This is a genomic window from Aeromonas sp. R4-2, assembly GCF_040908295.1.
GTDB classification, from domain to species: Bacteria; Pseudomonadota; Gammaproteobacteria; order Enterobacterales; family Aeromonadaceae; genus Aeromonas; species Aeromonas veronii.
Genome location: NZ_JBFODL010000013.1, coordinates 87,022 through 110,079 on the forward strand (window position 1 = coordinate 87,022; position 23,058 = coordinate 110,079).

General features: G+C 60.9%; 20 protein-coding genes. 3 read left to right on the forward strand and 17 right to left on the reverse strand.

Features of this window, described 5'->3' with window-relative positions; all coding sequences use genetic code 11:
- Window positions 1–66: 66 nt before the first annotated feature.
- The 7 genes from AB5Y99_RS10175 to AB5Y99_RS10205 form a co-directional block, all read right to left on the reverse strand.
- Window positions 67–1,161 (reverse strand): tetratricopeptide repeat protein, encoded by a 1,095-nt coding sequence (locus tag AB5Y99_RS10175; RefSeq protein WP_304520313.1) that lies wholly within the window; start codon window positions 1,159–1,161, stop codon window positions 67–69.
- Entirely contained in the window at window positions 1,158–2,048 is an 891-nt protein-coding gene (mshM, locus tag AB5Y99_RS10180; RefSeq protein ID WP_368209641.1) for an MSHA fimbrial biogenesis protein MshM, read from the reverse strand. The genes AB5Y99_RS10175 and mshM overlap by 4 nt, the downstream gene beginning before the upstream one ends.
- 92 nt (window positions 2,049–2,140) lie before the next feature.
- Complete coding sequence (mshL, locus tag AB5Y99_RS10185; protein ID WP_110304182.1) at window positions 2,141–3,814, reverse strand: pilus (MSHA type) biogenesis protein MshL; 1,674 nt, start codon at window positions 3,812–3,814, stop codon at window positions 2,141–2,143.
- Between the two features lie 70 nt (window positions 3,815–3,884).
- Window positions 3,885–4,214, reverse strand: coding sequence for a hypothetical protein (locus AB5Y99_RS10190; RefSeq protein ID WP_005348607.1), 330 nt, complete (start codon window positions 4,212–4,214; stop codon window positions 3,885–3,887).
- Complete coding sequence (locus AB5Y99_RS10195) at window positions 4,207–4,854, reverse strand: MSHA biogenesis protein MshJ (RefSeq protein WP_323893704.1); 648 nt, start codon at window positions 4,852–4,854, stop codon at window positions 4,207–4,209. The genes AB5Y99_RS10190 and AB5Y99_RS10195 overlap by 8 nt, the downstream gene beginning before the upstream one ends.
- A complete protein-coding gene (locus tag AB5Y99_RS10200) occupies window positions 4,854–5,447 on the reverse strand; it encodes a PilN domain-containing protein (RefSeq protein ID WP_368209642.1) in 594 nt (197 codons plus the stop codon). The genes AB5Y99_RS10195 and AB5Y99_RS10200 overlap by 1 nt, the downstream gene beginning before the upstream one ends.
- Entirely contained in the window at window positions 5,447–6,310 is an 864-nt protein-coding gene (locus tag AB5Y99_RS10205; RefSeq protein WP_110304179.1) for an MSHA biogenesis protein MshI, read from the reverse strand. Before AB5Y99_RS10205 ends, AB5Y99_RS10200 begins: the two co-directional genes overlap by 1 nt.
- Window positions 6,311–6,397: 87 nt before the next feature.
- On the opposite strand from AB5Y99_RS10205, the gene AB5Y99_RS10210 reads away from it, so the two are divergent.
- Complete coding sequence (locus tag AB5Y99_RS10210) at window positions 6,398–7,321, forward strand: pyridoxal-phosphate dependent enzyme (protein WP_323893706.1); 924 nt, start codon at window positions 6,398–6,400, stop codon at window positions 7,319–7,321.
- A gap of 76 nt (window positions 7,322–7,397) precedes the next feature.
- Here AB5Y99_RS10210 and AB5Y99_RS10215 read toward each other — a convergent pair whose 3' ends face one another.
- Window positions 7,398–9,326, reverse strand: coding sequence for an EAL domain-containing protein (locus AB5Y99_RS10215; RefSeq protein ID WP_323893708.1), 1,929 nt, complete (start codon window positions 9,324–9,326; stop codon window positions 7,398–7,400).
- 504 nt (window positions 9,327–9,830) lie between these two features.
- Here AB5Y99_RS10215 and AB5Y99_RS10220 point away from each other — a divergent pair.
- Both AB5Y99_RS10220 and AB5Y99_RS10225 read left to right on the forward strand, forming a co-directional pair.
- Entirely contained in the window at window positions 9,831–11,357 is a 1,527-nt protein-coding gene (locus AB5Y99_RS10220) for an EAL domain-containing protein (protein ID WP_323893710.1), read from the forward strand.
- Between the two features lie 310 nt (window positions 11,358–11,667).
- A complete protein-coding gene (locus tag AB5Y99_RS10225; protein WP_005348596.1) occupies window positions 11,668–12,765 on the forward strand; it encodes a calcium:proton antiporter in 1,098 nt (365 codons plus the stop codon).
- Window positions 12,766–12,910: 145 nt separating this feature from the next.
- On the opposite strand, the gene hutH is transcribed toward AB5Y99_RS10225, so the two are convergent.
- From hutH to ftsE, 9 genes are all read right to left on the reverse strand, one after another.
- Window positions 12,911–14,443: a histidine ammonia-lyase gene (gene hutH / locus AB5Y99_RS10230; RefSeq protein WP_368209643.1), complete on the reverse strand. Its 1,533-nt coding sequence runs from the start codon at window positions 14,441–14,443 to the stop codon at window positions 12,911–12,913.
- 4 nt (window positions 14,444–14,447) lie between these two features.
- Window positions 14,448–16,157, reverse strand: a complete 1,710-nt coding sequence (hutU, locus tag AB5Y99_RS10235; RefSeq protein WP_368209644.1) for a urocanate hydratase — start codon at window positions 16,155–16,157, stop codon at window positions 14,448–14,450.
- 53 nt (window positions 16,158–16,210) lie between these two features.
- The gene (hutG, locus tag AB5Y99_RS10240; protein WP_368209645.1) at window positions 16,211–17,173 is read right to left on the reverse strand and encodes a formimidoylglutamase; all 963 of its coding nucleotides are present in this window, start codon (window positions 17,171–17,173) and stop codon (window positions 16,211–16,213) included.
- Complete coding sequence (hutI, locus tag AB5Y99_RS10245) at window positions 17,166–18,401, reverse strand: imidazolonepropionase (RefSeq protein WP_368209646.1); 1,236 nt, start codon at window positions 18,399–18,401, stop codon at window positions 17,166–17,168. The genes hutG and hutI overlap by 8 nt, the downstream gene beginning before the upstream one ends.
- 154 nt (window positions 18,402–18,555) lie before the next feature.
- The gene (hutC, locus tag AB5Y99_RS10250; RefSeq protein WP_368209655.1) at window positions 18,556–19,260 is read right to left on the reverse strand and encodes a histidine utilization repressor; all 705 of its coding nucleotides are present in this window, start codon (window positions 19,258–19,260) and stop codon (window positions 18,556–18,558) included.
- 11 nt (window positions 19,261–19,271) lie between these two features.
- Window positions 19,272–19,931 (reverse strand): carbonate dehydratase, encoded by a 660-nt coding sequence (can, locus tag AB5Y99_RS10255; protein ID WP_005339998.1) that lies wholly within the window; start codon window positions 19,929–19,931, stop codon window positions 19,272–19,274.
- A 125-nt stretch (window positions 19,932–20,056) separates the two neighbouring features.
- The gene (rpoH, locus tag AB5Y99_RS10260) at window positions 20,057–20,911 is read right to left on the reverse strand and encodes an RNA polymerase sigma factor RpoH (protein ID WP_005339997.1); all 855 of its coding nucleotides are present in this window, start codon (window positions 20,909–20,911) and stop codon (window positions 20,057–20,059) included.
- Between the two features lie 451 nt (window positions 20,912–21,362).
- Complete coding sequence (gene ftsX / locus AB5Y99_RS10265; RefSeq protein WP_106844124.1) at window positions 21,363–22,316, reverse strand: permease-like cell division protein FtsX; 954 nt, start codon at window positions 22,314–22,316, stop codon at window positions 21,363–21,365.
- The gene (gene ftsE / locus AB5Y99_RS10270) at window positions 22,316–22,984 is read right to left on the reverse strand and encodes a cell division ATP-binding protein FtsE (protein WP_005339995.1); all 669 of its coding nucleotides are present in this window, start codon (window positions 22,982–22,984) and stop codon (window positions 22,316–22,318) included. Before ftsE ends, ftsX begins: the two co-directional genes overlap by 1 nt.
- Window positions 22,985–23,058 lie beyond the last annotated feature (74 nt).

Genomic DNA, 23,058 nt, shown 5'->3' on the forward strand with positions numbered 1-23,058 from the left:
CGATCTCTGTTACTTCACACCCGTTGCCGCATCCGATTAGGCTTTGCTAATCGAACCTGCTGTTTATCAAGGGGTTAGTTGGCCAATTCGTTGTTCCAGCCAGTTGGTCGATGCCTCGCCGAGGTTGCCGTGCAGCAGGGCGTTGCGATAGGCATCGAGCGCCCGCTGGCTGTGACCCTGACCATCCTCGGCCACGCCGAGGCCAAGCCACCAGCGGCCCTGATCCGGCTGCTGACGCAGCAGTTTCACATAGAGCGCCGCCGCATCGGCATTCTGGCCCAGCTCCTGAGTCAGCCCGGCCCAGGTCGCGTAGTAGTCCATGTTGCTGGCGAGATCCGGCTGATAACCGGACAACCAGCCAAGCGCCTGCTGCTGCTGCCCCTCGCTGATGGCAAGACGGGCCAGCAGCAGACGAAAATCAGCCTGCTGGGGATCGAGCCGGATCCCCTCCTCCAGCAGCTGGCGTGCCTCGGTCAGGCGGCCCTCGCCGTAGAGCAAACCCGCCAGTTGCTCGCGCGCCCCCTGGTTATAGGGGTCGTGGGCCAGCACCTGATAGTAGTTGTCCTGGGCATCCCGCAGGCTCCCCTTGGCCATGGCGGTGGTCGCCTTGCGCTCCGCCAGTGCCGCCAGCTCCTTGGCCGACAGCTCCACCGTCTCGATCTTCAATACGCTCGGTTTGCGAGGCGCGCTGGCGACGGCCTGCTGCTCTGCCGCCAGTTCGGCGTAGAGCTCGGGCTGCAGCTCTTCATCGCTAGGGGTCCGCTCATCGACCTCGCTGGAGGCATCAAAGGGCGCACCGTCGGCCATGCCATCCGAGTCACTCTCGCCTGCCTCATCATTCACCTCATCCTGGCTTGGCAACGGCAGCGCGGCCGCCACCTCGACCGGCTCGGGCTGGCTGACCGGCGCGGCGGCCCTTGTCACCACATCGGGAGTCACCGCATCAGGGGCGACCACTTCGCTGGACGCCGTGACGATATAGGTCTGCTGCCAGTAGATCCAGGTTCGCCAACCGAGGATCCCCAGTGCCAGCCCGCAGATCAGGGTCAGCAGCAACATCCACCATCCCTGCTGGCGCGCAGGGGCAATATAGACGGCAGCACCTTCGGATCCTTGCTGGCGCCGGTCCAGATCTTTCAGCATCTGGTTGATAACGCTCATGGCCAGACTCCATAAGCCAGGGCGCACCCCAGCAACAGTAACAGGGGCCACCAGCGCCGTGGCGCAAAGCGGCTCGCATCGTCGGTATCGCGAATGGCAAGCCGGACCAGACGACTGTCGATCTGACGCACACCCTGACCATAGGCCAGCATCAGACACTTCTGCGCCAGAATATTGATAAGTCTCGGGATCCCTCGCGATGCACGCCACAACAGGCGCATGGCGCGACCAGCAAACAGCGGTGCCCCACGGTAACCGGAGACCTGCAATCTGTGCTCCAGATAGGCGCGGGTCTCGTCAAAACGCAGCGGCCGCAGGCAGTAGGAGAAGCCAATCCGCTGGCGCAGTTGGCGCAGATGCGGCTTGGCCAGTCTGGCATCCAGCTCCGGCTGGCCGAACAGCACGATCTGCAGCAGCTTGCTCGATTCGGTCTCGAGATTGCCGAACAGGCGGATCGCCTCCAGCGTCTCGTCCGGCAGCGCTTGCGCCTCGTCGATCAGCACCACCACCCGACTGCCCTGCTGGTGCAGGCTGATCAGGTGACGATGGATACGATCGGTCAGATCCAGCTCGCTCTGATCCCGTACCGCCAACCCCAGCTCCAGCGCCAGCGCGATGCGAAGTTCGGCCGGAGTGAGGTGGGGATTGGGCAACCAGGCAAGCCGCACCGGACGCGCTTCCGAACCCAGCTCGCTGAGCAGCTTGCGGCAGAGCAGGGTCTTGCCGGTACCCACCTCGCCGGTCACCTTGATAAAGCCCTCCCCCTGCGCCAGCGCCCAGTTGAGCACCTGCATAGCTTCTTCGTGAGGCGGCAGGCCGTAGTAGAAGCCGGTATTGGGAGTGAGGCTGAACGGTGCCTCCTGCAGGCCGAAGTGGGTCAGGTACATGAGACCTCACCTGCCACGGCAAGCAAGCAGCCGGTGCTGGCAAGGCAGCACAGGCCGTTCGGGATAAGGGTGACTGCATCTGGTGTCATGGGTCAGCCCTTGGCCGGATACCACTTGTCGAGCAGCTCGGAGGAGCGTTGCAGCTCGTTTTGCCAGGTATCTTTCTCCACCACGGTCGGTTTGAGCATGATCACCAGCTCCACCTTCTTGGTGCTCTCGCGGCGGTTGGTAAAGGCTTCACCCACCCAGGGAATATCCCCCAGCAGCGGCACCTTGCTGACGATCTCCTGCTTGTCGGTCTTCATCAGACCGCCGATGACGATGATATCGCCGTTATTGGCCTGCACCACGGTATCGGATTCGCGGATCGAGCTCTTGGCGAGCGGCAGTTGCAACTTGCCACCCGAGGTACCCATGTCGATCACCTTGTTTTGCTCTTCGGTATCGATAACCGAGGGATGGATGTGCAGCAGCACCTTGCCCTCTTCATCGATCTGCGGCGTTACGTCCAGCGCAATACCGGAGAAGAAGGGGGTCAGCTCCACGTTAGGCGTCTTGTCTGTGCCCGTCGAGGTAGTGGTAATGGTGGTGGACGCATTGGTGACGTAATACTCGTCCGTCCCCACCTTGATCACCGCCTTCTGGTTGTTGGTTGCGGTGACACGGGGACTGGAGAGGGTATTCACATCGCCCTGGGTCTTGAGCAGGTTGACCGCCACATTGAAGTTGCCATCAGAGATCTTGAAGCCTGCACCGCCCCCCAGCGCACTGAAGATCTGGTTGGGGGTGCTGGGCAGCTGAGTATTGGCAAGCGACTGCCCACCGGTAATCCCCTTGTTGCCATCCCAGCTGGCGGAGAGACCGCTCCAGTCCACCCCCTGTTCATACCCTTCGTTGAGGGCAACTTCGATGATCCGCGCCTCCAGCACCACCTGCCGCTTGAGGTGACTCTCGGACTGGGTCAGGAATTCACGCACCGCCTTGAGCTCTTTCGGATAGGCGCGAATGGTGACCAGACCCGCCTGCGGGCTGGTGATCACGGCGCGACCGTCACCCGTGCCAATCAGGGTCTGCAGGGAGTCGCGCAGATCGGTCCAGTAGTCGCTGTTGGTGTCGGTTTCGATACGGGTGCCGTTGTTGTTGTCACCGCTCGAGTTGCTGCTGGTTGAGCTGTTGCTGCCGCTGTTGTTGTTCGATGCACTGTCAAAACTGCTGTCGCTACTGTTATTGCTGTCATTGGCCGTCACCCCACCGGTGCTGACCGAGGTGCGGGAGAGGCCACGACGGGACATCATCAGGTAGTTGACCGGGATGGTTTCGGTACGCAGACCCGCCGGATAGATATGGAAGACATTGCCCTTGCGCTGCACGTCGAAGCCGTACATGTCGCCCACCACCGCCAGCACCTCCGGCAGAGTCACATCCTTGAGCTCGACGGAGACCAGCCCGGCCACCCCGGGGTGAACCGCCACGCTGTAGCGGGAGCCCTTGAACAGGGAACCGAAAAACTCCACCGCCTCCACGTCGTGAGCCGCGATACGCAGCCGCTTCTCCGGCATGCCGACCGGCATCTGCGGCCGGTTCAGCTGCAGCAATTCACTTTGCACCGATTTGGGCAACGCGGTCAGAGGGGCAGCCTGTTTCTGCTGTTCGTTCATGGCCTGCTTGAGGGCATCCTTGGCTTGGGTCGGCTCGGGGTGCTGATACGTGGTACAGCCTGCAGCCATCATGGCCACGGTGATCAGACAGAGACGGTGTTTTTTCATGTAATTAGGGCACCCTGACTTGCAATTAAACTCGATAAAGCCGATTCACCTCTCGAGAGGCAAGCACGACTCAAACCCGGATCTTGCTGGCAAACAGTGTTACCGCATGGCGTTTTCCCGCCTTTTCCAGCACCACGGCATCGGCATTGATGGCCACCAGCGTATAGCCGTCCACCTGTTGTCCGACCCGATAACTCTTGCCATTGAGTACCGCCAGTGCCGGGCCATTGCCCAGCACGACACTCTGCAGCTTCGGCAAACCGGCACTGTTCTCGCCGGTCGCACGGGCGCCAACCGCCACATCAGCCAGCGGCGCGGTGGGATCCTGCAATACCTCGACCTGCTCCGCCTGTACCAGCAAGCTGAACAGGCAACAGCACAACGCAAACACTCTAGCCACGGATAAACTCCTTGCTGGTACTCAGGGTGTAGATCTCCATCTCCACCACCGCGCCGGGATAGGCTTTGACCTGATAGTCGAACTGCTTCCAGTAAAAGTGGCGCGGCAAGGCCTCCAGCGCTTTAAGATATTGATACACATCGAAATAGCCGCCTTCAAGCTGAAGCCGGATACCATGCTTGTAGAGATTGACCTTCTGCTCTCCCGCCATCAGCGGGGTCGGCTCCAGCGAACTGAGAGCCAGCATGTGAAGGTTGGCGGAGCGGGAGAGCAGCGCCTCCAGCACCAGCGGCATCTCGTGCGCCGGGATCAGATCGACGGTCTGGGCCTTCAGCTCATCGTCGATCCGGGCCAGATCCGCTTCGACCTGCGCCAGCTGCTCGCGAACTCCCTGATTGGGATCCCGCTTGAGCCGGGCCTTTTTGCCGAGGTTTTCCAGCTCCATGATCTCGAGGTCGCGCTCGGCGGCGCTCAGGGCCATACGATCCTGCTGCAGGCGGGTATCGGCGCCATCGAGCCAGCCGTAGAGTCCGGCCGCGCCCAGCAGCACCAGACCGGTCAGCAGGATCAACACCCGCTCCCGCTGGCTCAACACGGCGATACGCTGGCCCCATGCCTGCCATTGTGCTTTCAGGTTCATCAGGGTTTCTCCCGCGCAATGCCGCTCAACTGGAAGGTCAGACGGCCCTCCTTATCACGGCCAAGGGTCAGTTCACCAAACTCCTTGCCCACCAGACTCGGGGTCTGCTTGAAGCGATTGACCCAGGCCGGTACATCCTGACTGCGTCCAGCAAAGCCGGAGAGGTTGATCCGCCCTTCGTTGATCTCGATGCGCTGCAACGACAGGTTGCTGCTGCGTATGCGGGAGAGATCCGCCATCACGCTGGCATAGCCCTGGGATTTTTGCAGGGTCAGGCTGCCCAGCTGGCGCATCAGCCCCTGCTTGGCCGTCAGCTCATCCTGCTTGTTGACCAGTTGCTGTTGCAGCTGGGGATCTGCCTGATGGCGCGCCAGCTCGGCATCGAGCAGCTGCGCCTCGCTGCGCTTGAGTTCCAGCTCGGCAGAGCGCTGCGCCAGCGCCCGGCTGACCTGCTGCTGCTGCCAGCTGTAACCGACACCCGTCAACAGGATCAGCAGCAGCGCAAAGCCCCATACCAGCGCCATCTGATTGAGGCTGGCCCACTGCCGCTTGGGGCGAAACTCGGCGCCATAGAGGTTTATCTGACGTTTCATCACGCATCCTCCCCGATGGCGGCGGCGTAGGCCGAGAGGTATTCGACGCCGGCCAGGACCGCCTTGTTGGCCATGGCGGAGACGGCAAAGCCGAAGGTCTGCTCCATGTGGCGCACCAGGGTACCGATAAAGGGCGAGGCGACGGCAAACTGCATCTGCCCCAGCTCGGGCAATTTCAGCTGGCCCGCCAGATAGTCGAGGGAGCGCTGGATCTCCAGCGCCAGTGAATCGAGCAGCATACTGTCCGGCTCATGTTCGCCAGTCAGGCTGGTAAAACCGCGCAGCTGGCGGGAGAAGCAGAGCCCGCCCTGATGGAAGACCAGCAGTTGCAGATCGTGCCCCTTGGGCTGCCACAGCAGCATGCGCACCGTCTCGTCAGCGTCATAGAGAGAGGTCAGCGCCAATTCGTCGCTGATGATGGATTGCAGGGTCGCGATGCCGTTGATGGCATCGGCCAGCTGCTGCACCCGGCTCTTGGGCAAGCAGATCACATTGATGCGCGGGCGACCGGCAGGCGGGGTGGGCAAGTCCACATAATCCATCGCCAGTTGCAGCACGGGTTCGCTGACATAATCCTTGATGGCCCAGGGGAGCGCCCCCGCCATCTCGGCGTCAGGCACGGCAGGCTTGTCGATCTGGATCTGTTGATAAAGGCTGGCGGCGAGGGCCACCCGCACCGTAGACTTGGCCAGCCCATGACGGCTGAACAGCTCGTTCATGGCCACTGCCCACTCCTGTGGGCCGTTGATGGTGCGCGTCGCGAAGACGGGGGGATTGCCCACCGCAGCCAGCATGATCCTGTCATTGGCCAGCAAGAGCCCGACCTGGCGGCTTGGCGTCGACCGTCTGAACAGTTGTTTCATGTAAGCCCGCCCATCAATAGTGATTAAATGTATGAAATATTAACATAAACAGCAGATTAGCCTCCAGATTAAAAGACGGACTCACCATTGCAAACCAGCCTTTCCGCCGAGTCAGAGGGTCAAGCCATCCTCCCTTCCCCCCTGCAACGCCTCCACCATCCGTTGCTGACCCGCTATGGCGTCGAGCTGTGGTGCAAGCGTGATGATCTGATCCATCCAGCCATCTCCGGCAACAAGTGGCGCAAGCTCAAGTACCACCTGCTGCATGCCAAAGAGCACGGCAAACGGCATCTGCTCTCGTTTGGCGGCGCCTACTCCAATCATATCCATGCGCTGGCGGCAGCGGGGTGCCAATCTGGTCTTCGTACTACCGGTATCATACGGGGCGAATATGACGCCGTCAGTAACTCTACCCTTCGGGATGCCCGGCACTGGGGCATGGATCTCGTTTTCGTCGACCGCCAGAGTTACCGGCGACGGCAGGATCCCGACTGGCTGGCCCAATTCGATGCACCCGATACCCTGATCGTGCCGGAAGGGGGTAGCAGCCCGCTGGCCATCCCCGGTGTGGCGGAACTGGTCGGCGAAGTGCCCTTCTCGCCGGATCTCTGGGTACTACCCTGCGCCAGCGGCGGCACTCTGGCGGGCCTGATCGCTGGGAAACAGGATCGGGAGCAGATCCTCGCCATTGCGGTACTGAAAGGAGGCGGCTTTATCGCTGACGAGGTGTGTCGCCTCCATCCCGCGGCTGCCAATATCCCCGGCTGGCGCATCGCGCTCGATCACCACGATGGTGGCTATGCCAAATTCAGCCCGGCCCTCTGGCAGTGGGTGCAGGATTTCAGCGCCACAACCGATCTGCCCCTTGAACCTATCTACAGCGGCAAGGCAATGTGGGGTCTGTTTCGCGAGCTGGCGGCGGGCCGCATCGCCAGCGGCAGCAAAATCGTCTTTATCCACACTGGCGGCATGCAGGGGCTCGCCGGGCTGCGTGAGCAGGGGCGACTGTGACCCCCGCCTGACGGCAACCGCAAACAGCATCGCAAGCAAGAGAGGGTCGCCCCAAGGCGACCCTCTGTTGTTTATCTCAATCGCCAGCCGGTTCCAGCACCAGACGCTGGGGCTCGGCAAACCAGGGCCCCTGCCCGGCATGCACTCCGAGGTGGCGCAGCATCTTCCACTCATCACCACTCTCCACCCCCACCGCCAGCACCCGGGTGCGGGTATTGGCACAACCCCCTACCAGACTGCGTACCGCCATCTGGTTGACCTGACGAGCATGGATCTCCCGCACCAGACTGGGATGCAGCTTGAGGAAGTTGATCTCGAACTCCTTGATGTACTGGGTGCTCACCACATCCTGACCGGCATGATCGATGGCCAGCTGGCAGCCCAGCATCCGCAAGGAGCGCAGCGGCCGCTTGAGCGCCTCGAAGTGGCGGGTCACCTGGGATTCGGAGAGTTGCAGGATCAACCGCTCGTTGGTGCTGCGCGGCAGTTGGAACAGGGCGAAGAAGAGCCAGCGCTGGAACTCGCGGTTGAGCAGGCTCTGGGCACTGAGGGTCAGGCTGATGGGGCAGCTCTGCTCGGAGCGCTGGCGCAGCAGGGCGAGGGTCTGCTCCGCCACCAGCCGATCCAGTTGCAGCAACAAGCCCACCTTCTCCGCCATCGGCATGAAGATCCCCGCCTGCAGGGCACGCCCCTGCTCGTCGTGCAGATAGGTGAGCAGCTCCTGCTGCAACACCACCTGCCCCCGATCCTGCTGGATCGGCTGGGTGTAAAATTCGATGCCGTGCTCTTCGAGACGGCGGCTGATCAGGGTTCGCCAGCGTACTGTGCCCTTGCTGCTCTGCTCTTCATCCAGCTGCTTCTCGTAGAGGAACCAGCCGTTGTGGCCCTGCAGGCGGGCGCTCTTGAGGGCCAGCTCAGCCTCCTCCTGCACCTTGAGCAGGCTGTCTTGTGCCTGATAACAGACTGCGCCGAGATAGACCGCCGTCTCCGGGTTGACCTCCTGCGGCCAGTGCAGCCGTTGCAGGCTCTTGAGCAGCTGGCTGGCGCCATCCACCATCTCGCTCTCGGACATATTGGGCAGCAGCACCGCAAAGACCTGGCCGGCGTAGCGGGCCTGCAGGGCACCGTTATGCTTGCGCACGAAGGCACCTATGGTGGCGCTCGCCTCCATCATCAAATCGTGCCCCAGCAGTTCGAACTGATCGGCCTCCAGCTCCTCCAGACAGGCGAGATCGATCAGCAGCACGCCGCCGCTCATCACACTCGCCTCCATGATGGCGCTCTCCAGCCGGTTGTCGAAAAACAGCCGGTTGCCGATGCCGGTCATCTTGTCGACGAAGGCGTTACTGCGAATGAAGTTGTCGAAGCGGCTGCGCTCCTTGCGGGCATCCGCCAGCTCGGCGAGCAGGTGATCGAGGGCCTGACTGGCGGCCACCGGCCACTCTTCAGCGGGGTCATGACTCAGTTTGGAGAGTTTGTCATCGAGGATCAGCTGGGCGCGAATGCCCAGCAGCTCGGCCCCGCGCAGCTGCTGGCGCAGCCAGCGGATGGAGTACCAGAGACCGAACACCACGATAAAGATGCCCAGCGAGATGCCGGACATTGCCTTGATGGAGTATTCCGCCTCCTTGAAGGGGCGCTCCAGCTTGAAGTTGGCCTGCATGCCAGCCTGATGGGGCAGCGGGTGGCTGTATGGCACCAGCAGCTGTTCGTCGACCGGATTGCGCACATCGCGGAACCAGTAGACCCGCTGGTTATTCTGGCGCACTTCCAGCTCTACCACATGGGCAGCCCGCAGCAGGGTGGGCAGCCAGTGGCTCATATCCTCCATGTCGTGAGCAACATCGAGCTGCTTGTCGATCACTTCGACCAGCGCATCGACCTTCTTTTGCTGCAACTCCATGCCCAGCTCGCGAAAGCTGAACACCCCGCCAATCAGCACGGTCGCCATGGCTGCGATCACGCAAAGGGTGATAAATGAGACAAGCTGTGTAGTGAGTTTCATGCGCCTTTCCGTATGCCCAGCATCATCCATGTCGCCTCATGGTAGCAGCGGCGATCGGGCCACAGCTATGGATGAAGATCCCGCTTCTGCAATTTAAGCGGGCAAGCATAACCCAAAGCAGAGGAAGAATACCAAGGATGACAGGCTACAGATGCGGGAAAGGGCGGGATGACAGACAGAAAAATGGTCCCTCAAAGGGGACCAAAAGGAACACTCATATCAAAACTAACACTCTGTGCTACTGACAAAAAACAGATACAGGAGTATTGAACACACGGTGAGTCAAACCGCAGGGCTACTCTAATGCAGTTCGGATAAGCTGAGCAATTGTCATTTATGACAGGTCAGCGATTGAATCTAGCCAAAGTTAATAATAAACACATTTAAAATCATGCAGTTAAAAAATCAATCAACAAGTGTGACAACTCGGACTCAAATTGATTGCACTAATGCTCTATGATGGCAAAGTCCATTTGTGTCTCATGAAACTGGCAGGTACTTCCTTTGCGTAAATCACCCGTCTGGATCGCTCTGTTGCTGTTCGTCCTGCCAGTCGTGGGCAGCCAGTTTCTCGGCCTGTGGTTTGCCAAGCCGATGGCCTTTCATCTGCTGGAAGAGAAGGTTGCCGAGCTCAAGGGAGCCATGGCCGTACGCCACCGAGAGCTGGATGCCGCCATCAACAAACAGCTGGCACAATTTGAGTTCAACTGTGGCGCCAAAGACATGGAGCTGCTGCGCGATCCGCGCTTCTACAGCGCTCATATCCGCCTGCAAGGGTTGGAGCTCGCCTCTGGCAACAGCTGCTCCAGCCTGGGGGTGGAGATCCCGCTGATCAAAGAGCTCCAGAACAGCGGGCAGAAGTTTGGCAAGCTGGGGATCACCGCCACCGTGGCCAAATACAATACCGAACAGGAGCTGGTGGCCTTTTACCGATCCGGCGGCAACCTCGCCTACTGGGTACTGGATAACAGCTGGAGCCACGACCTGCTGCAACACCCGTGTAGCCACTGCTTCTATCTGGAGTTCAGCCGACAGGATAACGATGCAAGCACAGTCCACTTTCCCCGTGGCGACAAGGAGATCAAACAGGAAGAGAGCAATATCAGCCTGAGTTTCTTCGATCCCAATGAACTCACCAAACAGACGGTCTGGGCGGGTAAAGCGCTGCAGCAATATGCCCATGACCAACTCAATCACTACGGTCTCTGGTTCGGTATCGCGCTCGGTGCCCTGTTAAGCGTCACATACTGGCTGCTGCGCAGCTATCGGCGCTCCCTCAAAGGACTGCTGCAAACAGGGTTGATCCGCAAGGAATTTATTCCCCTCTACCAGCCGATAGTGGATGCCCGTACCCACCAAGTGGTGGGATTCGAGGCGCTGCTGCGCTGGCAGCGGGGAAGCGAGCTGATCCCCCCGGGCACCTTTATCGAATATGCAGAGGAGCAGGGGCTGATCCTGCCGATGACCGAACAGCTGCTGGAGCAGGTGATCACCGACCTGCCGCAGCTGGCGCCAGAGCAGTGGGTCAGCGTCAATCTGGTGGCGGCCCATATCGAGCAGCCCCTGCTGCGCACCCTGCTCGCTCACAGCCAAAACCCCTCACCCGCCCGGCTCACCTTCGAGCTGACGGAGCGCAAGCCGATCCTCGACATCAAGGCGGCCACCGAGGAGATCACCCTGCTGCAACAAATGGGGTATCACTTCAAGCTGGATGATTTCGGTACCGGCTACGGCGGCTTTGCCTACCTGCAGAGCCTGGGGATCCGCCAGATCAAGATCGACAAGATGTTCGTCGATACCATAGGCACCAACGACCTCAAGCGCAGCGTACTGGATGCCATCATCGTCTTCGGTCGGGAATCGGGCATGGAGATGATCGCCGAAGGGGTCGAGAGCCAGCTGCAGGTCGACTATCTGAGCCAGCACGGCGTCTATCTGATCCAGGGCTACTTCTTCGGCAAACCCATGCCGCTGAAGATACTGACCCACTGGCAACAGGAGTGGCAGTTGCAACACCAGAAGGCCAGCTAACACAGAGATGGCAGGATTTGACCGTGAAACGGTTTGGCCAGCAGCTCGACATCATCAGGTTGATGCTGGCGGTAGCGCCGTAACCCAGCCCGGCCATCAGGCGGATAAAGCCTCCTGCAAGCCCTGGCCCGGCTCCATGGTGAAATCAAACCGTCTCCTGCCACCCCTTATTTACATTCAGCAACAAAATGATCTGCCCTGACGGGGATAACAACCTTTATCATAAGGAGCCGGTTATTGCGCAACCGATAACCGTGCAGCCTGTTTATGTCATCCGGTCGTCAAGACCCCCAATAGAGAACCATTGCCTATGAAGACAGTTATCCGGCAAGAGATTGCCCTGCCCGTTGGCCTGCTGACCCTGCTCTTTTTCAAGACCCTGGGCAGTGACCTGCTGACAGAGACAACTCCGCTCGGGATCTATCTTCCTGTTTCGGCGGCATTACTAGCCATCGTCACCTGGGCCATCTTCTCGGTGGTGCGCCACTCCGATGCCCTCGCCATCAAGCTGGGCGAGCCCTTCGGCACCCTGATCCTCACCCTCTCGGTCATCTCGCTGGAGGTGGTGATGATCTCCTCGGTGATGCTGACCGGCGAGCCCAACCCCACCATGGCCCGCGATACCATGTTTGCGGTAGTGATGCTGGTGAGTACCGGTCTGGTGGGCTTCACCCTGCTGTTTGGCGGCTGGCGCTACCACACCCAGAGCTTCAATCTGGACGGGGTCAAATCCTATCTGGTGGCCATCATCCCGCTGGCCCTGCTCTGTCTGGTGCTGCCCAACTTCACCGAGGGCGGTGCAATCGGCAGTATGTCGCGCGCCATGTCGTGGATGCTGATCATCATCTCGATCCTGCTCTACGGGGTCTTTCTGCTGATCCAGACCCGCAGCCACAGCCACTTCTTCGTCGACAGCGATCACGAGGATTATGAGGAGCACCACGGCCCGCTGCAGAGCAACGTCTATCACACCATCCTGCTGCTCGCCTACCTGCTGGTGGTGATCTTGCTGGCCAAGACCCTGGCAATCCCCATCAACTACGGGGTGCATGTCATGGAAGCACCCGCCGCACTGGGCGGCTTTATCGTGGCCTGCATCGTGCTGGCCCCCGAAGCAGTCGGTGCCATCAAGGCCGCCTTCAACAACCAGCTGCAGCGGGCAATGAACCTCTACTTCGGCTCCGTGCTGGCCACCATCGCCCTCACCGTGCCTGCCGTGCTCTTTATCGGCTCCATGCTGGATCAGGAGGTGCGCCTCGGCCTCTCCCCCGCCGATATGGTGCTGCTGGTCACGACCTTGATGGTCTGTAAAGTGACCTTCAGCAGCGGCCGCACCAATGTGCTCCATGGTGCGACCCATCTGGTGTTGTTTGTGGTCTATCTGTTCCTGATGTTCGAACACGAATAACCGCGTTCAACCAACGTCAGACACGCAAAGACCGCCCGATTGGGCGGTCTTTTGTCATCTGCTCCCGGCTCTCACCGGCGCCTGTGAAGCGGCTTCCACCTCATCCCCCACCCTTCTCCCGCCAGGGGAAAAGGGTGATCAAGGCTTACAGGCTGGGCAGCACCCCGGCCGGAATCAGATCGTTGTAGCTGGCACGGCCCAGCAGGGCAGCGGCCGCTTCGATATCCGGCGCGAAGTACCTGTCCTTGTCGTAGAAGCTCACTTCTGTCCGCAGTCGTCCCTTGGCCTGCTCGATCAGCTCGGTACTACGCAACGGCGCGCGAAAATCGAGCCCCTGTGCCGCCGCCAGCAGTTCGACTGCCAGAATGCCACGGGTATTCTCGGCCATATCGGCAAGCCGGCGGCCAGCGAAGGTCGCCATGGAGACGTGATCCTCCTGATTGGCCGACGTAGGCAGACTATCCACCGAGGCGGGATGGGCCAGGGTCTTGTTCTCGGAGGCGAGTGCCGCCGAAGTGACCTGAGCGATCATAAAGCCGGAGTTGACCCCGCCATTATTGACCAGAAACGCCGGCAGACCGGACATCCGCGAGTCAATCAGCAGTGCCATCCGCCGCTCGGAGAGCGAGCCGATTTCGGCGATGGCCAGCGCCAGATTATCGGCCGCGAAGGCCACCGGCTCGGCATGGAAGTTGCCACCGGAGAGGATCTCCTCGTCATCGGCAAACACCAGCGGGTTGTCGGAGACCGCATTGGCCTCGCACACCAGCACCTCGGCGGCCTGACGGATCTGGGTCAGGCAGGCACCCATCACCTGCGGCTGGCAGCGCAATGAGTAGGGATCCTGCACCTTCTCGCAATTGTGGTGGGACATGCCGATCTCGCTGCCATCCACCAGCAGGTGGCGATAGCAGGCGGCCGCGTCGATCTGGCCACGCTGACCGCGCACCTCGTGGATGCGGGCATCGAACGGCCGACGACTGCCGAGCGCAGCCTCCACGCTCATGGCGCCGATGGTGATGGCACCAGCGAACAGATCCTCGGCGTGGAACAGCCCCTCCAGCGCGAAGGCGGTGCTCGCCTGAGTGCCGTTGAGCAGGGCCAGCCCCTCTTTCGGCGCCAGTGCGATGGGCTCGAGCCCGGCAATTTTCAGCGCCGTAGCGGCGTCGATCAGCTCGCCCTTGTGGCGGGCCTTGCCCTCCCCGATCAGCAGGCAGCTCATATGGGCTAGCGGCGCCAGATCGCCGGAGGCACCGACGGAGCCCTTCTTCGGCACCACCGGATAGACTTCGGCGTTGATGAGGGTCATCAAGGCCTCAAGCACCGTCAGCCGGATGCCGGAGAAGCCCCGCGCCAACGAGTTGAGCTTGAGCACCATCATCAACCGTACAGTGGCGTCATCCATGTATTCGCCGATGCCAGCGGCATGGGAGAGCACGATGGAGCGCTGCAGCTCGTCCAGCTGCTCCACCGGAATGCGGGTGTTGGCCAACAGGCCAAAGCCGGTGTTGATGCCATACACCACCCGGTTCTGTTCGATCACCTTGGTAACCACAGCTGCGGAGGCGTGGATCCCCGGCAGCGCGGCCGGATCCAGTGAAACATGTACCGGCTCGCGGCTGACGCGGCGCAGGGTGGCAAGATCCAGCTCGCCCGGAGTAATAGTCAATTCAAACATGGTGTTACACCTTTCCTTTGACACCGTTGGCGCCGTCAATCATCGGCAGATCCAGTTTCGCCTCATGGGCACAGTTGATGGCAATCTCGTAGCCGGCATCCGCGTGGCGCATCACCCCGGTGGCCGGATCGTTGCGCAGTACCCGACCCACACGGCGGGCCGCATCATCGGAGCCGTCACAGACGATCACCACGCCGGAGTGCTGGGAGAAGCCCATGCCGACCCCGCCGCCGTGGTGCAGGGAGACCCAGGTCGCGCCGCCGGCAGTGTTGAGCAGGGCGTTGAGCAGCGGCCAGTCGGAGACGGCATCGGAGCCATCCATCATCGACTCGGTCTCGCGGTTCGGGCTCGCCACCGAGCCGGAATCGAGATGGTCGCGGCCGATGACGATGGGGGCTTTCAGCTCGCCGTTTTTCACCATCTCGTTGAAGGCCAGACCGAGCCGCACCCGATCCTTGACCCCGACCCAGCAGATCCGCGCTGGCAGCCCCTGAAACGCGATGCGCTCGCGGGCCATGTCGAGCCAGTTGTGCAAATGGGGATCATCGGGGATCAGCTCTTTCACCTTCTGATCGGTCTTGTAGATATCTTCCGGATCGCCGGAGAGGGCCACCCAGCGGAACGGGCCTATCCCCTCGCAGAACAGCGGGCGGATATAGGCCGGGACGAAGCCGGGGAAGTCGAAGGCATTTTTCACCCCCTCCTCAAGCGCCATCTGACGGATGTTGTTGCCGTAATCCAGAGTCGCCGCGCCGCGCTCTTGCAGGGTCAGCATCGCCTCCACCTGACGGGCCATGGAGCGACGAGCGGCCAGATTCACCTCCTGTGGGGCACTCTGCTGCAGCTCGCGCCACTTGGCCACGCTCCAGCCCTGCGGCAGGTAGCCGTGGATCGGGTCGTGGGCAGAGGTCTGGTCGGTCACCACATCCGGGGTGATACCACGGGCCACCAGCTCGGCGAAGACGTCGGCGGCGTTGCCGAGCAGGCCGACGGAGACGGCGGTGCCGCTCTGTTTGGCCCCTTCGATCATGGCCAGCGCCTCATCCAGACTGTGAGCCTTCTTGTCCACATAGCGGGTGCGCAGACGAAAATCGATGCGGGTCTCGTCGCACTCTACCGCGATCATCGAGAAACCGGCCATGGTGGCGGCCAGCGGCTGGGCACCACCCATACCACCGAGCCCACCAGTGAGGATCCAGCGCCCTTTGGGTTCACCGTTGAAGTGCTGGTTGGCCACCGCGAAGAAGGTTTCGTAGGTGCCCTGCACTATCCCCTGGGTGCCGATGTAGATCCAGGAACCCGCAGTCATCTGGCCGTACATCATCAGGCCCTTCTTATCGAGCTCGTTGAAGTGCTCCCAGTTGGCCCAATGCGGCACCAGATTGGAGTTGGCGATCAGCACCCGCGGCGCATCCTTGTGGGTCTGGAACACCCCGACCGGCTTGCCGGATTGCACCAGCAGGGTCTGATCCTCCTCGAGCCGGGTCAGCACCTCGACGATCTTGTCAAAGCAGGCCCAGTTGCGGGCAGCGCGACCGATGCCGCCATAGACCACCAGCGACTGGGGATGCTCGGCCACCTCGGGGTCCAGGTTGTTCATCAGCATCCGCAACGGCGCCTCGGTGAGCCAGCTCTTGGCGGTCAGTTCGGTGCCGCGCGGGGCACGGATCACGCGGTTCGGATCATGACGGGGATCCTGCTGTTGCACAGACATACACACTCCTTGTTGTATCAATAGGGTGCCTTCGGCGATATGCGGCCAAAGGGTTAACGGGTCAACAGATGAACCAGTCGCGCGGCCACGCGGGCACTGCGGTTGTCCTGATCCAGCGTCGGGTTATACTCGGCCAGATCGGCGAGCCTCAGCTTGCCGCTGGCCCGGATATGGGCAATGAGCGGTTCGATCACCGCCAGCTCCACACCGCGGGCGGCGGGGGCGCTCACTCCCGGCATCACGGCCGCCGGCAGCACGTCGAGATCGATGGTCAGATAGAGGTGATCACAATCGGCGATAAAGGCATCCAACCCGCTTAGCAAGGTGGGCAGAGCACGCTCGCTCATGGCTTCATCTTTCACATACCAGACCCCCAACTCGTCGGCCCGTGCAAACAGCGCCTGGGTATTGGCGGTCTCGGCCACCCCGAGGCAGGCGTAGCGAAACGGTGTGCCCTGAGCGGCGCACTGCTCGGCGATCTGGAAGAAGGGGGTGCCGGAGCTGGCCTGCTCCTGCTTCATGCGCAGGTCAAAGTGAGCATCGAGGTTGATAATGCCGACCTTGCCACTGCCACCCAGATGACGGTTAAGGCCGCTCCAGCTGCCGAAAGCCACCTCGTGACCGCCCCCCAGCACCAGCGGGAAGTGGCCCAAATCGAGCGCAGCGGCGACCCGCTCGGCCAGATGGCCGTGGGCGGCGTCGAGATTGCCATCGGTACAGCTCACATCCCCACCATCATAGACGGGGCGACTCAGATGCCAGGCGGTGTTGGCCAGCAGCTTGCGCACCGCTTGCGGCGCACCGGCGGCGCCGACACGCCCCTTGTTGCGGCGTACCCCTTCATCGCAAGCAAAACCGAGCAGTACCACACCGGCAGTGTCTTGTGCTCCGGCGATCCAGGGCTGCGCCTCTTGCCAAGGCAGAACTTTGTCATGCCAGCGCAGGGCCAGTTCGCCATCTTCCGGATCCTGCCGCCCCTGCCAGAGCGACATGTCGATCGGGTTGAACTTATCCATGGAGGGTCTCCTCGCCGTGGAAGATGCGGGCTGCCAGCTGATCGACGCCGACCATGTAGCTCAGCTCGGCCGGATGGGCGCAGTGCCAGATCAGAAAATCAGCCGCCATGCCCACCCTGAGCTGGCCAAGGCGATCCTGCTCGCCGAGCGCTTTGGCGGCGTGACGGGTCACCCCGACCATGGCCTCCAGCGGGGTCAGGCCAAACAGGGTGCAGGCCATGTTCATCGCCATCCGCAGCGAGACGATGGGGGCGGTACCCGGGTTGATGTCGGAGGAGACCGCCATCGCCACCCCCGCCTTGCGCAAGGTGGCAACCGGCGGCAGCTTGGTCTCTTTGAGGAAGTAGAAGGCAGTGGGCAGCAAGGTGGCGACCACGCCGCGCTGGGCCAGCGCCAGGATCCCTTCCGGATCCAGATACTCCAGATGATCCACCGAGAGGGCGCCGAAGTTGGCAGCGAGCGTGCTGCCACCGAGATTGGAGAGCTGATCCATATGCCCTTTCACCGGCAGGCCGTATTGATCCGCCGCCAGATAGACCTGCTCGGTCTGGGCCAGCGAGAAACCGATATGCTCGCAGAAGACATCCACCGCATCGGCCAGGCCCGCTTTGGCGGCGGCCGGGATAATCTCCTGACAGATGGTCTCGACCCAGCTGTCGGGATCGTCGCGATACTCCGGCGGCACCGCATGGGCCGCCAGCAGAGTGGTCTTGACCCGGATCGGCAACGCCTCTCCCAGTCGACGGGCCACCCGCAGCATCTTGAGTTCGTCATCCAGCGTCAGGCCATAGCCGGACTTGATCTCCACCGTGGTGACCCCTTCGCGGATCAGGGATGTCACCCTCGGCAACGCCAGCTCGAACAGTTGCTCTTCGCTGGCGGCACGGGTCGCACGCACCGTGCTGATGATGCCGCCGCCCCGACGGGCGATCTCGGCATAGGGCACTCCCTGCTGGCGCAGCTCGAACTCCTCGGCACGGCTACCGGCGAAGACCAGATGGGTGTGACAATCGATAAGGCCGGGGGTGACCAGCTTGCCCCGCATATCCTGCCAGTGAGCAGGATACGGCCCCTTCAGTTCGGTCATCGGCACCAGCGCGTGGATCTTGCCATCCTTCACGCCGATGGCGTGGAGCGGCAGCAGGCCGTAGTCGGCCAGCTCATCATTCAGGGTAGCGGGCGTCACGTTGAGCCAGACCCGCTCGCAGTTCAACAGTTCCTTGTTCATAGCGACCTCAAATGTATATACATATTCTTATAGTCGATCTCTATGACGAAAGGAAGAGCGAAATTCACATCCTGATAACAGCATCAAACTTAGAGTTTAAGCACAAAAAAGCCCACCAGGAGGTGGGCTTTGCAAAATCGAGTTGTATAGACATTCACTCCAGCTGAGTCTTGGAGCTGAGCTTGTAGCGGGAACCGGGGGAGAGCAAACGGGCGTAGGAGACCAGATGCCCCTCCGACCAGGTACGCCGGTGCAACAACAGACAGGGGGAATCTACGCGGATCTGCAACAATCCCGCCTCACCGGCGCTGGGCAACACGGCTTCCACCACGTGCTCCATCTCGGAGAGGGGGCAGACATCCATCAGATAGCGGTTGGGGGTCTGTTGGGTAAAATCCTGCTCGCCATAGCTAGGCAAGCGCCCGGCATCGACGAAGCGTTCCTCCAACTGCAGTGGCTCCCCATCGGCCTGATGGACGATCAGGCTGTGAAAGATGGGGGCGCCAACCCGTAGCCCCAGTTGTACCGCCACCTTCTCGTCGGCTGCCAATCGCTGCAGCCGGATCACCCGGGCGCTGTACTCGCTGCCACGCTCGGCGATCTCGTCGGCGATGTTGCGAATAGCCAGCAGCGGCGACTCGGTACGTCTGTCCGCCACGAAGCTACCGGAACCGGCGGTACGCACCAGCCACCCTTCCGCCACCAGTTCCCGCAGCGCCCGGTTGACCGTCATCCGGCTCACGGTGAACTGCTCGCACAGGGCCGCTTCGGTCGGGATCCTGTCCCCCGCCTGATAGTGGCGTTCGCGGATCCCGTCCAGAATATGCTGCTTGATCTGCAAATAGAGAGCTGGTGCCACCATGAAGCTCCCTAGCGCCGACGGTGGGGCGGACGCATGTCCGGCCAGGCGCGGTAGACATCGGGGATCTGATCCGGGCCGCTGATGCAGAGATCGAGATCGTGCAGCAGACCGTCTTTAATCCCGTAGATCCAGCCATGCACCGCCAGCTCCTGCCCCTTGCGCCAGGCATTCTGGATGATGGTGGTGTGGCAGACGTTGGCGACCTGCTCGGCCACGTTCAGCTCGCACAGGTAGTCGAAGCGCTCGTGCTCATCCTCGATGGCCTCGAGCTCTTCACCATATTTGAAGTAGACATCCTTGATGTTGCGCAGCCAGTTGTCGATGAGACCCAGCTCCTGGTTCTGCATCGCGGCCTTGACACCGCCGCAACCATAGTGACCGCAGACGATGATGTGCTTCACCTTGAGCACTTCTACCGCGTATTGCAGCACAGAGAGGCAGTTGAAATCGGTATGTACCACCAGATTGGCGACGTTGCGGTGGACGAAGACATCCCCCGGCAGCAAGCCCATCAGCTGGTTGGCGGGGACCCGGCTGTCGGAACAACCAATCCAGAGGTATTCGGGGGCCTGCTGGGCAGAAAGAGTGGCAAAGAAAGCGGGATCTTCGGCCTTGATCCGTTCGGCCCACTCACGGTTGTTGGTAAACAGGTCGTTCAACAGTTTCACTTCTGCTCTCCCTAATGTGGCAGTGGCGGCAACATAACACACTCAAGGGTAACCAAAGCAAGGCCGACCAGATCCCTGCGAAACAAAAACAGGGCCATCAGGCCCTGTTTTTATGAGAGGAAGCATCAGGCTTCCATGGCATCTTTCAGCTTCTTGAGTGCGTTTTTCTCAAGCTGACGCACACGCTCGGCAGAGACGCCGTAGGTATCGGCCAGCTCCTGCAGAGTGGTCTTGCTGTCATCATCGAGCCAGCGGGCGCGGATGATGTGTTGGCTGCGCTCATCCAGGGTGGCGAGGGCCGAGCTCAGGCGACGGGTCGCGTGATCGTCCCAGTTGTCGTTCTCGATGGTCGCGGCCAGATCGGAGGATTTGTCCTCCAGATAGTGAACCGGAGCGAAACCGCCCTCTTCTTCATCATCACCCACCAGATCGAACGCCTGATCGTAGTTGGCCATCCGCGCTTCCATCTCGGTCACGTCAGCGGCAGAGACGCCGAGATCGGCCGCCACGGCCTGAACCTCTTCGTGGTTCAGCCAGCCCAGACGCTTCTTGGATTTGCGCAGGTTAAAGAAGAGCTTACGCTGGGCCTTGGTGGTCGCCACCTTGACCATGCGCCAGTTGCGCAAGACATATTCGTGGATTTCGGCCTTGATCCAGTGCACGGCAAAGGAGACCAGACGCACGCCGACCGTCGGGTCGAAGCGCTTGACCGCCTTCATCAGGCCGATGTTGCCTTCCTGAACCAGATCGGCCTGAGGCAGGCCGTAACCGGCATAACTCTTGGCGACATGAACGACAAAGCGCAGGTGCGACATAACCAGCTGACGGGCAGCCTCGAGATCGCCATCCTGCTGCAAACGCTCAGCCAGTTCACGCTCTTCCTCTGCGCTCAGCACAGGAATAGAGTTTACTGCCTGGATATAGCCTTCCAGACTACCTTGCGGAATCAGAGCCATAGTGCGCTGCAATGAAGTTCCCATCTGTTACCTCTTACTTTTCAATCGAATCAGTCTAACACCCTGAGAGGGTCTGTCTACTGACCGGATGCCATTCTGCGGCGTGTATCAAAGAACATGCCCAGTTTTAGACCGGCTTATCTTAAGCCTGCAGGATGAATCATGAATGAACAGTCAAAAAAAGGGGGTCACAATGAAGGACCCCCGAAAAGTAGCATGCTAAGTCCATTGTTGCGGAGCTCGCAACCTTCACATGCTTGCCAAGTCTGACGAGCAAGGCAGAGGGGCCACACCCGTATAAATGCTTCAGCTTTAATAGACTGCTTATAAATCAGAAGGTTCACTGGATCTAGCGAAGATCCGGAAGATCATTGTTATTCAGAATACTCTGACTATGGGGGCCAAGCCAGAAACGGCCCCTCTTTTACTTGATCCGCCTCTCAAAATCCAGCGATTTACTTTGATGACAAAGTAATCAGGATGGTTCGATGTCGCGAATGTGGCGATGGACCGAGAACCAGGAGGCAATCAGCCCCAGCAGGGCGCCCAGCAAGATCAGATTGATCCCGTCTACCGCCCCCATGCCAACCAGCCGGAAGTTACTGTTATACAAGCCCGCCAGCTCCTTCACCACCCCTTCGCTCCAGATCACCATCACTTCGGTCAGCCACCAGGCCAGCATGCCGCCGATCACCCCGAACCAGATACCGGTATAGAGGAAAGGGCGATGAATGAAGGAGTCGGTCGCTCCCACCAGCTTGAGCACTTCGATTTCGGAACGCTGGTTGAGGATGTTGAGACGCAGGGTATTGCCGACGATCAGCAACACGGCGGAGAGCAGCAGCACCGCGATACCGGTAATGGTGTGGCGCAGCAGGTTCATGATCCCCTGCAACCGGGTCAGCCACTGCAGATCCAGCTTGCCCTGCTCGACCCCCACCTCGTTGTTGAGCTTGCTGAGCAGCTCGGCGGCCCCTTCCGGGTTCTGCCAGCGCGGATCCGGGATCACGCTCAGCACCGGCGGTAGCGGGTTGCTGTCCAGATAATCGAGGGCATCGCCGAAGCCGGAGATCTCGCGAAACTCCCGCAACGCGTCGTCACGGCTCAGGTAGGTGACCGAATCTACCTCGGGATAGAGCAGGATCCGGTGCTGCAGATCGAGAATGCTCTGCTCCGGCAGATCCTTGCGCAGGTAAAGGGAGATCTGGGAACTGGTCTGCCAGCTCCCTTCCACCACCTCGGCGTTTTTCAGCAGCACGTGGAAGCAGGAGGGCAACGCCAGACTGACGCCGAGCACCGCCAGCGTCATCAGAGAGGCGAGCGGATTGCGCCACAACTCCCCGAGACTGGCAAACGCCTGCCGCACATGATCAACCCCGTACATCATCAGACGGCGCAGCGGCGGTTGTTTATGACGAACGATAGCCATCAGAGCTCCTCCCCGGCCGAGTACATGCGACCCGCCTTGAGGGTCAGAGTGCGATAGCGCATGCGGGCGATCAGCCCCAGATCGTGGGTGGCAATCAGTACCGAGACCCCAAAATTATTGAACTCCTGAAATAGCCGCATGATATCCATGGAGAGCTGGGGATCCAGGTTGCCGGTCGGTTCATCCGCCAGCAGCAGCGGCGGCTTGTTGACGATGGCACGGGCGATGCCGACCCGCTGCTGTTCACCACCGGAGAGCATACGCGGCTGGTAACGCTCCTTGCCGAGCAGCCCCACCTTGTCCAGCGCCGCCGCCACGCGCTTGTTGATATCGGCGTGGCTGTAGCCATCGATCACCAGCGGCAGCGCCACGTTGTCAAACACGGTTCTGTCCATCAACAGCCGGTGATCCTGAAAGATCATCCCGATCTGGCGGCGAACATAGGGGATCTGGCTGCGCTGGATATGGCTGACATCATCGCCATGAAAGAAGACGCGACCATCGGTCGGACGCTCCATCACGCTGATCAGTTTGAGGAGGGTACTCTTGCCCGCCCCCGAGTGCCCGGTTAGAAAGGCCATCTCTCCCTTGCGCAGGTGAAAGCTGACCTTCTGCAACGCCTGATGGCCACCGCTGTATACCTTGCTGACCTTGTCAAAACGAATCATAACGGTTCCCTGAAATTGACAAACCCCGACCGGAGTCGGGGTATGGAACACTTACTCATCACGGCTGAGCTGAC